The 11,639-nt window shown below is 73.8% G+C and carries 9 protein-coding genes; 5 read left to right on the forward strand and 4 right to left on the reverse strand.

The genetic code is table 11. The annotated features are described in order from the left end of the window. The first annotated feature begins 165 nt into the window (after window positions 1-165). The 4 genes from BLS95_RS34345 (at window position 166) to BLS95_RS34360 (ending at window position 4,787) form a co-directional block, all read left to right on the forward strand. Window positions 166-1,173, forward strand: coding sequence for a S8 family peptidase (locus tag BLS95_RS34345; RefSeq protein ID WP_090941204.1), 1,008 nt, complete (start codon window positions 166-168; stop codon window positions 1,171-1,173). 73 nt (window positions 1,174-1,246) lie between these two features. After that, on the forward strand, window positions 1,247-1,783 hold the full coding sequence (locus BLS95_RS34350) for an RNA polymerase sigma factor (protein ID WP_245765462.1): 537 nt from the start codon (window positions 1,247-1,249) through the stop codon (window positions 1,781-1,783). Further along, on the forward strand, window positions 1,780-2,226 hold the full coding sequence (locus BLS95_RS34355) for a hypothetical protein (protein WP_090941207.1): 447 nt from the start codon (window positions 1,780-1,782) through the stop codon (window positions 2,224-2,226). The genes BLS95_RS34350 and BLS95_RS34355 overlap by 4 nt, the downstream gene beginning before the upstream one ends. Window positions 2,227-2,291: 65 nt before the next feature. Next, entirely contained in the window at window positions 2,292-4,787 is a 2,496-nt protein-coding gene (locus tag BLS95_RS34360) for a CHAT domain-containing protein (protein ID WP_090941212.1), read from the forward strand. 54 nt (window positions 4,788-4,841) lie between these two features. Here BLS95_RS34360 and BLS95_RS34365 read toward each other — a convergent pair whose 3' ends face one another. From BLS95_RS34365 to BLS95_RS34380, 4 genes are all read right to left on the reverse strand, one after another. Continuing rightward, window positions 4,842-5,657: a sulfurtransferase gene (locus tag BLS95_RS34365; protein WP_090941217.1), complete on the reverse strand. Its 816-nt coding sequence runs from the start codon at window positions 5,655-5,657 to the stop codon at window positions 4,842-4,844. Next, on the reverse strand, window positions 5,654-6,763 hold the full coding sequence (locus tag BLS95_RS34370; protein ID WP_245765463.1) for an alkaline phosphatase family protein: 1,110 nt from the start codon (window positions 6,761-6,763) through the stop codon (window positions 5,654-5,656). Before BLS95_RS34370 ends, BLS95_RS34365 begins: the two co-directional genes overlap by 4 nt. Before the next feature lie 68 nt (window positions 6,764-6,831). Further along, window positions 6,832-7,422 carry a DUF5998 family protein gene (locus tag BLS95_RS34375; protein WP_090941225.1) on the reverse strand — a complete coding sequence of 197 codons (591 nt, stop codon included), beginning with the start codon at window positions 7,420-7,422 and terminating at the stop codon, window positions 6,832-6,834. 229 nt (window positions 7,423-7,651) lie between these two features. Then, the gene (locus BLS95_RS34380; RefSeq protein ID WP_090941228.1) at window positions 7,652-10,555 is read right to left on the reverse strand and encodes a bifunctional acetate--CoA ligase family protein/GNAT family N-acetyltransferase; all 2,904 of its coding nucleotides are present in this window, start codon (window positions 10,553-10,555) and stop codon (window positions 7,652-7,654) included. 168 nt (window positions 10,556-10,723) lie between these two features. Between BLS95_RS34380 and BLS95_RS34385 the strand changes: the two genes are divergently transcribed. Further along, the gene (locus BLS95_RS34385) at window positions 10,724-11,617 is read left to right on the forward strand and encodes a carbohydrate kinase family protein (RefSeq protein ID WP_090941230.1); all 894 of its coding nucleotides are present in this window, start codon (window positions 10,724-10,726) and stop codon (window positions 11,615-11,617) included. Window positions 11,618-11,639 lie beyond the last annotated feature (22 nt).

The following is an 11,639-nucleotide window of genomic DNA, read 5'->3' on the forward strand; positions in this document are numbered from 1 at the left end:
TTTCGGTACGAGGTGCGCCTTCCCCAACGGCCTCGTATCGGGATGATCACAAGTGACTAGGGAGAGACTACCGTCGGTCGCTACCCGGCACCAGAGGGGGGCCATACCAAGTTGGTGCGGGAGTGGCGCGTGAATGCTTGCCGAGCAGGGGGAAGCACCCCGCTCATGGAAATTCAATCTGTCGGCGAGTCGTACGTCCGGGCAGGTCAGGTGCTGACCGACCGGTCGGCGGTCTCCGCCGCGGCGCGCTGGACCCAGGCGGTCTCGGAGGCGGACGGCGTCTGCGTCCTGCACCTGTCGCCCGGCGTCGACCCCTGCGAACTGGCGGCCGACCTGCGCGATCAGGGTCTCAGGGCCTCCCCCAACCACGTGCTCCGCGGCCAGCCGCTGTGGTTCGGCGGTCCGTCGTCCCGGCCGTTCCCCGCGCCGCCCATCGCTCACAAACCGGGTAAGTCGCGCTCGGACGTGATCGTGGGCCTGCTGGACACCGGCGTCGCCGAGCACCCGTGGTGGCCGGGCGGCGGCTGGTACGACGCCCTCGGCCCCGACGAGGCCGACGCCACGGAGGGCTCGCAGGCAGGCCACGGCACGTTCATCGCGGGCCTGCTGGTCCGCCGGGCGCCCGGCGTGGCGCTGCGGGTGCGCCGGGTGCTCGACGGCGACGGCCTGGGCGACGAGGCCACCGTGGTGCGCGCCCTCCACCGCATGCGCGAGCGCCCGCCGCAGGTGCTCAACCTGTCCTTCGGCTGCCGCTCCTTCGACGACGGGCCGCCGCCCCTGCTGGCCGACGCCCTCGGCGCGCTGCCCGACACGGTGGCGGTGGCCTGCGCCGGCAACGACGGCTCCGACCGGCCGTTCTGGCCCGCGGCGCTGCCCGGCGTGGTGGCCGTGGCGGCCCTGGACGCCACCGAGGAGCACCGCGCGCCCTATTCGGGTCACGGCGACTGGGTGGACGCCTGCGCCCGCGGCGACTGGCTCACCAGCAGCTATCTCGACGGCGGCGAGTTCACGGGCTACGCGGCGTGGAGCGGCACGTCGTTCGCCACCGCCCTGGTCGCCGGGGCCATCGCCGACGCGGCCGCCGGCGAGCCGGCCAAGGAGGCGGCCAGGCGACTGCTGGACGGCCCCCGGCAAATTCCCGATCTGGGAGTTGTCTTCCCGGCGAGTCTGTAGAGTTTACGCTCAGTCCTCAGCCAATCACGAGGAGGCATGATCGCCTCTCGTCACCGGTCGGAAGGGAGGCCGCGTGAGCGATCCCCGCGAGCCGGCGGAGCTGTTGCAGGCCGCCGCCGATGGTGACCGGTCGGCGTGGGACGCGCTCGAGTCCAGATTCGGGCCGCGCATGTGGGCCGTCGCCCGCGCGTGCGGTCTGAGTCCGGCCGACGCCGCCGACGCGGTCCAGGGCTCCTGGCTGCGCCTGCTCCAGCAACTCCAGAGCATCAGGGATCCGGCGAGAGTGGGAGGCTGGCTCATGACGACCGTGCGCCACGAGGCCCTGCTGCTGTCGCGGAGGGAACGCCGGGGGATCACCTCCTTCGAGGTCGTCGAGGACCCCGACCCGGCCTCCGCCGTCCTGGAGGCCGACGGCCGGCGCCTGCTCTGGAAGACGGTCTCCGCCCTCCAGGAGCCCTGCCGCACGCTGCTTCAACTGGTCGCGTTCGACCTCGGGAGCCAGCAGATGGCCTCGCGGCTCGGCGTTCCCGTCGGCAGCGTCGGCCCGACCCGGGCCCGCTGCCTGGAGAAACTGCGCACTCTGATCTCAACCCAGGAGACGGCGCAATGATCAACGACGAATACTTCCTGGCAGCCCTCCGGCTGGCCGCCGGGAACGACCCGATCCCGAGTCGCGTGTCCGCCGCCGCGCGTGACCTGTTCAGGTTCCGGGTCCCCCGGGCGGTGACCGCCGCCTTCAGCGAGTGCGCCGCGATCCGCGGCACGCGCGATGACGACGGTTCCCACCTGGTGCGCTTCGTCGCCGCCGGCCTCACGTTCGACCTGGAGGTGACGGTGGGCGACGGGCTCATCGACGTCGCGGGACAGGTCTCTCCCTATCCGGGAGAGGGCGCTCTCGTCGATGTGCGGACCCCGCATCTCACGCTCACCGCGCGGATCGCGCACACCGGCCACTTCATCGCCACCGGGCTGCCGCCCGGCTGGCTCAGCGTGGTGTGCCACCGGCCGGGCCACGCCCCCGTACAAACCAGGTGGGTGCGCATCCGCCCCTGACCCGTGCAGCTGTCGACCAGCCGGGAGAGCCGCGCCCTCTCCCGGCTTTTTCGAGCAAGGCCCTCATGAGCGTGACATCGGATCCACTGCGCGACCGGCTCGTCAGGGCGGCCGAGGCCGCCCTCATGCGTTCCCTGGTCGATCCCGCCCATGCCCTGCACGCGGGCAGCCTCGTGCTCGCCACGGCCCGCCGCGCCGGCTTCCCTGAAGGGGAGGCCATGGCGCTTCGGGCGATGGCGCTGGCCGCCCGCGAGCTGGGTGACCTCCAGAGCGCCGAGGAGCATCTCCGCGCGGCCATCGCCACCGTGGGCGCGCCGCCGGAGCGGGTGGCCCAGGCACGGCTGTCCCTGGTCACCGTCCGCACCGAACGCGGCCATCCCCTGCAGGCCCTGCGGGTGGCCGCGCTGGCGTGGGCATACCTGTCCCCGCTGGACCGCGCCAAGCTGGACACCCAGCGCGCGGTCGCCCTGGCCCACCTCGGCCGCCACCAGGAGGCCATCGCCGCCTGCGACCGGGCGCTGCGGAAGCTGGTGAAGGCGCCGGGCACCATCGACGACCACCGGTTCCTGGCGGGCGGGCTGCTCAACCGGGGGCTCATCCACTCCTACCGTGGTGACTGGGACGCCGCCATGCGCGATCTGAGCGCCTGCCTGGAGATCTCCCGCCGGTCCGGGCTACGGCACCTGGCCCGCCTGTCCGCCGCCAACCTGCCCTTCCTCGCCGTACGCCGGGGGGACATCGCCGGGGCGTTCAAGCACTACCGGGAGGCCGAGGACACGCTGTTCGGCTTCCCCGAGCGGCTGGCCACGATGCGGGCCGACTTTGCCGGAGCCCTGCTGGCCGCCCACCTGCCCGGGGAGGCCAGGGCCATGCTGAGCCTGGCCGTACCCGATCTGGAGGCGGCCGGCGCGCACGTGGCGCTGGCGGAGGCGCGGCTGAAGCTGGCGCAGGTGGAGCTGCTCACCGGTGACCCGCGCCGGGCGTGGGAGGTGGCCGACCAGGCGACGGCCGAGCTGGCCGCGCAGGACCGGACGTCGTGGCTGCCGCTGGCCAAGGAGGTCATCCTGCGCTCCCGCCTGGCTCTCGAACCGGCCACGCCCGAGCTGCTCGCGGAGCTGATCGCGTGCGCGGACGAGCTGGAGCAGGGGTTCGCCGACCGGGCGGGGGCGGCGGCGTTGCGGCTGGCCGCGGCCGAGGCGGCGCTGGCCGTGGACGATCATCCGACGGCCTCGGCCCAACTGGCCAGGCTCACCCGGCACGTCCACCGGAACGAGCGCTGGATGCCGGTCGGCACCCGGCTCACCTCGCTGGGAGCCGAGCCTCAGACGACCGGCATCCCGGTGCCGGTGCGGCAGCACGCGCTCGCCCTGGAGGCCTCGCTGCGGGAGGACGTCACGGGGGCCTTCCGCGCGGTCCACGACGGGCTGGCGGAGGTGAGCGAGCAGGTGGAGACGTTCGACGACCCGTCGGTGCGCGCACACGCGGCCCGGGCCGGGGACCGGCTGGCGGCCTTCGGGCTGCGGCTGGCGGTCCGGGACGGGTGCGCGACGGACGTGTTCGAGTGGGCCGAGCGGTGGCGGGCGGTCACCGCGCCCGCGCACGCCTGCTCGGCGGTGGACCCCGAGCGGGTGCGGGCCGAGCTGGGCGCGCGCGGGGCGCTGGTGGAGTTCGTGGCGGAGGGCGACGCGCTGCTGGGCGTGCTGATCAGCCGTGAGCGGGTGCTGGTGCGGCGGGTCGGGAGCGTGCGCGCGGTCAAGGAGGCGATCGTACGGCTGCGTTACTCGCTGCGGCGGCAGGCCGATCCGGAGGACGTCGAGGTCGCGGGGACGGAGGTGGAGCGGCTGCTGTTGCGGCCGCTGCTCGCCGAGCTGGGTGACCGGGCGCTGGTGGCGGTGCCGGTGGGCCCCCTGCACACTCTGCCCTGGGCGGCGCTGCCGTGCCTGCGCGAGCGTCCGGTGAGCGTGGCCGCCAGCGCGGCGGCCTGGGTGCGGGCCAGGGAGCTGGGCCGCGCGCGCGACGGCGGCCCGCCGGTGGTGGTGGCCGCGGCCGGGCCCGAGCTGGCGCACGCGCGGACGGAGGTCTCGCACGTGCTGTCCTGCCATCCGGACGGGCGGGAGGTGCCCGGGCGGACGGGGGACGTGCTGGCGGCGCTGGGAGTGGCCGACGTGCTGCACCTGGCGGCGCACGGGGTGTTCCACGCGCGCAGTCCGCTGGTGTCGGGGATCACGCTGGAGGACCGCTCGCTGATGGCTTACGACCTGCTGGACGTGCCGCGGTCGGCGGGGCTGGTGGTGTTGTCGGCGTGCAATTCCGGCATGTCCCGTACGCCGGTGGAGGGGGCGCCGCTGGGGCTGCCGGGGACGTTCCTGGCCAAGGGGTCGACCTGTGTGGTGGCGGGAATGGTGCCCGTGCGGGATGACGTGGCTCCGGTGATGATGAGCACGTTCCACCAGCTCGTGGCGGCGGGGCATCCCCCGGACGCGGCCCTGGCCCACGCCGCCGCCAAGACCGGCGAGGTCGGCTTCGCCTGCTTCGGCGCGGGTGACCTTCCCCTGTATTAGGGGGTGGTGGATCGAGATGGCCGGTGCTTCGAGGGATGCCCGGGGCCGGGGTGGTCAGCCTGTGGCGATCGGGCGGGTGGGGTCGGTGATCCAGTGGGACCAGGAGCCCACGTAGAGGGCCGCGGGCAGGCCCGCCACCGCCAGGGCCAGCACCTCGTGGGCGGCGGTCACGCCCGATCCGCAGTATGCACCCGCCTGGACGCCCTCGGCGACGCCTAGCCCGGCGAAGCGGGCCCGCAGGGCGGCCGGGTCGAGGAACCTGCCGTCGGGACCCACGTTGTCGGTCGTGGGCGCGCTGACGGCCCCCGGAACGTGCCCGGCCACCGGATCGACCGGCTCCACCTCGCCCCGGTAACGCTCCGCGGCCCTGGCGTCGAGCAGCACGCCCTCAGTGGCCAGCGCCGCCGCCGCGGCGGCGGTCAGCGTCGGCATCCCGCCCGGCCGGGCCGTGAAGTCGCCCGGCGCGACGTCCGGGGTCTCCTTGGTGATCGGCAGTCCGGCCTCGGTCCAGGCCGGCAGGCCGCCGTCGAGCACGCGTACGTCGTCGTGGCCGAAGTAACGCAGCACCCACCAGGCCCGGGCGGCGGCCGTCGCGGCGGTGTCGTCGTAGACCACCACGGGCCGCGCGTCCGACACCCCCAGGCGGCGCATCGCGGCCTGGAACAGGCCCGCCTCCGGCAGCGGATGCCGCCCACCCGCGCCGGGCGCGTCCGCGAGATCGGCGTCGAGGTCGCAGAAGACGGCGCCCGGGAGGTGCCCCTCGCGGTAGAGCTCCACCCCGGGCGGGCCGCCGAGCCGCCAGCGGACGTCGAGCACCGTCACGTCGCCGAGCGCGGCGAGGTCGGCGGGAGTGATCAGCGGGCTCGTCACGTGCGTACCTCCAGGAGCGGGACGTGCTGCTCGGCCCGGGTCAACGAACCGTGGTATCCGGTGAACAGGGCCTCGATCGGGTGGTTGCCGGGCGCGGTGATGGCCACGTCGGCGTAGGGGACGGCGATGACGTCGCCGATGCGCCCCAGCCACGCGTCACGCACCCGGGGCCCGAACCAGCCGGAGTCGACCGCCTCCTGCCTGGACACTACCCAGGCCTTCCCGTCGAGCCTCTCCCGCCACGCCTCCAGCACCTGCTTGGCCGCTCCGGGGCGCGCGTAGACGTGCCTGGCCCTGGCCTCGCCGCCGAGCATCGCCACCCCCGCCGTCAGCTCGGGGACGCTCTCCGCGTCGATCTTCTCGGTGGCGTTGATCATGCCGTGGTCGGCGGTGACGTAGAGGGCGGAGCCGGGCGGCAGGCCCTCGGCGAGCCGGCGCGCCATGTCGTCGACGATGCCGAGCCGGCGCAGCCACTCCTCGCTGCCCCAGCCCGTCATGTGCCCGGCGGCGTCGAGGTCGCCGTAGTAGACCGTGACGTGGGCGGATCGCTCGCGCATCGCCTCGCGGGCGCGGGCGACGCGGTCGTCCGGGGCCTCGGCCGCGAGGTAGCGGACCCCGCGGTAGACGGCCCTGGTCAGCCCGGTGCCCTCGAACTCGGCCGGCGCCACGTAGACGCTCTCGATCCCGGCCTGGGCGGCGCGCTGGTAGACCGTCGCGGCGGGCTGCCACTCCTCCGGGTCCATGAACAGGCCGTCGGGCATCGTCCAGCGCAGGCAGTTGAGCAGGTGGCCGGTGCCCGGCACGGCCAGCAACAGGCCGAGCATGCCGTGCTCGCCCGGGGTCAGGCCGGTGCCGAGGGAGCACAGGCTGGTGACGGTGGTGGCGGGGAAGCCCGCGGTGAGGGTCCGGTGGGCCAGCCCGGAAAGGAACGGGGCCGTCTCGGCGTGGGCGCGCAGCAGCTCGGCTCCCAGGCCGTCCACCAGGAACAGGCAGATGCGGTCCGCGGGCTCTATGGCGAGCGCGTTGGGCTCGCGCAGGCCCAGCGCGGCCAGCAGCGAACCTGGCAGATCGGTCAGGGACCCACCGCCATAACGCGGGACCAGCATGTTCCCCATCGTAGCCCTCGTCCGATTTCTTAAGTTTTTACTGTTTGGCGGCGTGCGGTGCGGCCCGGTCAGGAGGCGGCGCGGGCGGTGGCCTCCGAGAGGGCCTTGGCGAAGGCCAGTACGTGCGTGACCGCCTCCGGGCCGTCGGCCGCCTCGCTCACCCTGAGCGAGAGGTCGTCGGCCGTGATCGCGCCCGTGTAGCCGTGGTCGGCCTCGCAGTTTTCGTCGCCGCACGTGGCCGGCTCCAGGTCCACGTGGGAGATGGCGCCCCAGCCGATCGTGAGCGTCACCTCCGTGGGCGGCACCCCCGGCGCGTAGGAGGCGGGGTCGGGCACGACGCGGGTGACGGCGACCGACTGGACCCGGCTGAGCCGCACGGCCTCGGTGGTGGTGGAGGCGTGGGAGGCCGAGACGCCCTCCACCGCGGGGTGCTCGTCGGTGTGGCAGACCAGCAGCCGCGTCGCCGACAGCACCAGGACGGTGACGTGTCTGCGCACCTCCATCGCGGGATCGAATGTGGCCTCGTGATGGACCACGAACGCGGTCACGGCCTCCTTGCCCAGCGCGGATTCGACCGCATCGGTGACGAGGTCGGGATAGTAGCCGCTGCGCTCGATCGCTTCACGCAGGCCCGCGGCTGAGACTCGGGTTTCCCTCATGGCTCCATCCTGCCAGGGACCGGCTCCGCACTCACCCGCCGCATATAACGCTCTATAACGTCTTTATCCAGGCATCATTGCGCACTCAGGCCACTTCCTTCGCTCAGGGCGGATCACGAGATCCGACCCGGGCCGCGTCGGCTCAGGGCGGGGTCAGGAGCCGGCGTGGGCCGCCTTCGCTCTGGGCGGGTCAGGAGAGCCGACGTGGGCCGCCTTCGCTCTGGGCGGATCAGGAGAGCCGGCGTGGGCCGCCGTCCAGCCGTGGGCCCGCCGGGGTGCGCAGGGTGGCCCTGGCGCCGAGCACGAAGGCGTCCGACTCGCCCACGAGCACCGGGTCCAGGTCCAGCCGGGCCAGCTCCGGCAGGTCGCCTGCCAGGCGGCCGACGCGCACGAGGAGGTCCTCCAGGGCACCGACCGCCACGGGCGGGTAGCCGTACTGGCCGAAGAGCAGGGGCGCCGCGCGTACGGACCTGACCAGGGCGGAGGCGTCCGCGCCGGTCAGCGGGGCCAGGCGGAAGCCCTGGTCGAGCAGGAGGCGGGCGGCCACCTCGCCCAGTCCGAACGACACCACCGGCCCGAACGCCGGGTCCTCGATGACGCTCACCACGGTCGGCACGGCCGGCTGCGGCGCCATACGCTGCACCGCCAGCTCCACCTCCGCGCCGAGCTGGTCGGCGAACTCGGCGTACGCGTGCCGCACCATCTCCTGGCCGGTCAGCCCCAGGCGCACGGTGCCCGCGCGGCGCGAGGCGCCCGGATCGGCCACCTTGAGCACCACGGGCCAGCCGAGGCGTTCGGCGGCGGCGACCGCCTCGTCGGGCGAGCGCACCACCTCGGCGGGCCAGACCGTCAGGCCGTAGCAGGAGAGCAGCTCGGTGGCGTCGATCTCGACGGGCGGGCCGGCCTCGGCGAACACAGGCGGCGGCGCGGCGACCGCGTCTCCCCCGCCGACCGGACCAGCCGCGTCTCCCCCGCCGGTCGGACCGGCCACGCCGGCGACCAGCCCGGCCACGCCCGCAGTCGGGGCGGCCAGGCCGGTCGCACCGGCAGTCGGGGCGGTCGCGGCGGTGAGCTGGTGGGTCTCAGCAGTGAGCTGGGGGGTTGCGGCGGTGGACTGGGGGGTCTCAGCGGCGGGCTGGGGGGTTGCGGCGGTGGGCTGGGGGGTCGTCGGCTCTGGCGGGGTGGACAGGGCGGTGTGGGCGAGGGTTCGGGCGCGGGCGGTGTCGATGTCGTCGAGCGCCGTCGGCGGCGCCACCGGCTGGGCGCGCCACTTCGCGTAGCGCACCGCGTGGGCCAGCGCCCTGACCGCCTCCTCCGGCGCCGCATAGGACGGGATCGAGCCACGGGCGGGCGTCACGGAGCCGCGCGTCCCCACCCGCAGCGCCGGGTCCATGCCCAGGTAGCCGCGGAACGTCGTGAGCACCGGCTTGCCGGTGTCCTTCGCGGCCCGCAGCAGCTCGGCCGCCACCTGGTCCGTCTCCCCGGGAACGGGCGGCATGTAGATCACGACCGCGGCGTCCACGTCGGGGGAGGCCAGTTCGTCGGCGAGCGCCGTACCGAACTCCGCGGGGCCCGCGGCCGCACCCAGGTTGACCGGCGCACGGGGCTCCAGCCCTGCGGCGCAGCAGGCGTCGGCGGCGAGCAGGCCGAGCGCGTCGGAGTTGGTCACGAGCGCGACCCGGGGGCCGGCGGGCAGCGGCTGGTAGGCCAGCAGCTGGCCCACGTCGAACAGCTGGAAGAGGTCGTCGACCCTGATCAGGCCCGCCTGTTCGAACAGCGGGCCGATCGCCGAGTCCGGCAGCCCCGGCTCCTCCGGCGAGAGCCCGGCGCGGGTGCCGCCGCTCTTGACCACGACGATGGGCTTGCTGCGGGAGATGCGCCTGGCCAGCCGGGTGAACTTGCGCGGATTGCCCAGCGTCTCCAGGTAGAGCAGGATCACCTCGGTCGAGTCGTCCTCCTCCCAATATTGCAGCAGGTCGTTGCCCGAGACGTCGGCCCTGTTGCCCGCGGAGACGAACGTCGAGATGCCCATGCCGCGCTGCGCCACCCGCTGGAGCAGCGCGGTGCCGAGCGCGCCTGACTGGCTGAAGAAGCCCACCTTGCCCCGGCCCGGCACGGTGGCGGCGAGGGTGGCGTTGAGCTTGACGGCCGGGTCGGTGTTGGCGATGCCGAGGCAGTTGGGGCCCACGACGCGCAGGCCGTAGGAGCGGGCGACGCGCGCCAGCTCCCGCTGCCGGGCCCTGCCCTCCGCCCCCCTCTCGCCGAACCCCGACGAGACCACGACCAGCCCGTGCACACCCTTCTCCGCGCATTCCTTGACCACGTCGACGACGCTCTCGGCCGGCACCGCCACCACGGCCAGGTCCACGTCGTCGTCGATCGCGCTCACGCTCGGATATGCCCGCACGCCCGCGACCGCCCGCACCTCGCGGTGCACCGGATAGACGGGGCCGGTGAAGTCGGCGGCCAGCAGGTGGCGCAGGACCGTCTGGCCCACCCCGCCCGGCTCGCGCGAGGCGCCGATGACCGCGACCGAGCCCGGGGCGAGCAGCCGGGCGATGGACCTGGCCTCCGCCCGGTGCTCACGCGCCGCCGTGACCTCGGCGGAAGTGTCGGTGGGAGTGAGGTCTAACGTCATGCGTACGACGCCGTCGGCGAACTGGGTCTGCGCCGTGTAGCCCGCCTGGCGCAGCAGGCCTGTCATGCGCTTGTTGGCCGGCAGGACGTCGGCGATGAACCGCTCGATGCCGCGCTCGCGGGCCGTGGCCGCCAGGTGCTCCAGCAGCACGGAGGCCACTCCCCTGCCCTGGTGGGCGTCCTCGACGAGGAAGGCGACCTCGGCCTCGCCCGGGCCCGTGCGGTCGTAGCGGATCACGGCCACCATGTCGGCGCCGATGGTGGCGATCAGCGCGACCCTGTTGACGTAGTCGACGTTGGTGAACCGCTCGACCTCCCGGTCCGACAGGTTGGGGCGCGGACCGAAGAACCGGAAGTAGATCGACTCGTCCGACAGGCGCGAGTAGAAGGAACGGAGGCGGTCGGCGTCGGCGGGCCTGATGGGACGGACGTGTGCGGTGCCACCGTCGGCCAGGACGACATCGGCCTCCCAGTGGGCCGGATAATGTGCCTCCACGGTGTTGAGCGTAAACCCGCATCCCAGATGCCAAGACCAGTACGCTTTTTGGGCAACGCTTGTGCATCGACTGCAGTCCGGTGTCGGGGGTCCGCCCCACGGGCAGCCCGGAAGCTGTTAGTTTTGCCGTGGCCAGGCTCGTTCAGAAGGATGCAAGGTGGTGGCATCATGACGCGGGTCGTCGTGGTGGGTGATCTCATGACCGACGCCGTTGCGCGCGCCCGTTATGCGCTTGCCAGGGCGAGCGACACCCCGGCGATCGTGACCATGCACGGCGGTGGTTCGGGAGCGAATGTCGCCTCGTGGCTTGCCGTCGAGGGTGCCGAAGTGGCCTTCATCGGCCGCAGGGGCGCCGACATCACGGGGCGAAACCGCGACATGGAGCTGATGGGCTACGGCGTGGACGCCCGGCTCGTCATGGATCCCGAGCGCCCGACCGGCACCTGCGTGGTGCTCGTGACGCACAAGGGCGAGCGCACCATGCTGTCCGACCCGGGTGCCAACGCGGCGCTGTCGCCGGAGGACCTGCCGCGTGACCTGTTCGCGCCGGGCACGCACCTGCACCTGTCGGGCTACACGCTGATCAACGAGGGTTCGCGGGACGCCGGGCTCGCCGCGCTCGACATGGCCCGCCGCGCCAACATGTCGATCTCGGTCGACTGCGCCTCATCCGCGCCGCTGGAGCGCACGGGTGCCGAGCCGTTCCTGGAGTGGACGAGCGACGCCCGGCTGCTGTTCGCCAACACCGACCAGGCCAAGGTGCTGACCGGCCGCGATGACGCCGAGGCCGCCGCCAAGGTGCTGACGGCGTGGTTCCCGCAGGTCGTGATCAAGATGGCCGGCGAGGGCGCGTTGTGGTACTCCAACGGCCGCCCCGACTCGGTGCACGTGGCCGCCGAGCCGGTCGACAAGATCGTGGACGGCACGGGGGCCGGTGACGCGTTCTCGGCCGGGTTCCTGCCGGCGTGGCTGGCGGGCAAGCCTCCGGCGGAGGCGCTGTCCTCGGGGTGCCGGCTGGCGGCCAAGGCGATCATGCACCTGGGCGCGCGCCCGCCGTTCTAGCCGTTCGGAGCACCGGGTGCCG

The sequence above is a fragment of the Nonomuraea jiangxiensis genome, from assembly GCF_900099965.1.
Taxonomy (GTDB): domain Bacteria; phylum Actinomycetota; class Actinomycetes; order Streptosporangiales; family Streptosporangiaceae; genus Nonomuraea; species Nonomuraea jiangxiensis.

What these genes read in the sequence shown, in the direction of transcription:
- BLS95_RS34345 (WP_090941204.1), top strand. Translation starts at nt 166, where the DNA reads ATGGAAATTCAATCTGTCGGCGAGTCGTACGTCCGGGCAGGTCAGGTG.
- BLS95_RS34355 (WP_090941207.1), top strand. Translation starts at nt 1,780, where the DNA reads ATGATCAACGACGAATACTTCCTGGCAGCCCTCCGGCTGGCCGCCGGG.
- BLS95_RS34360 (WP_090941212.1), top strand. Translation starts at nt 2,292, where the DNA reads ATGAGCGTGACATCGGATCCACTGCGCGACCGGCTCGTCAGGGCGGCC.
- BLS95_RS34370 (WP_245765463.1), bottom strand. Translation starts at nt 6,763, where the DNA reads ATGCTGGTCCCGCGTTATGGCGGTGGGTCCCTGACCGATCTGCCAGGT.
- BLS95_RS34375 (WP_090941225.1), bottom strand. Translation starts at nt 7,422, where the DNA reads ATGAGGGAAACCCGAGTCTCAGCCGCGGGCCTGCGTGAAGCGATCGAG.
- BLS95_RS34385 (WP_090941230.1), top strand. Translation starts at nt 10,724, where the DNA reads ATGACGCGGGTCGTCGTGGTGGGTGATCTCATGACCGACGCCGTTGCG.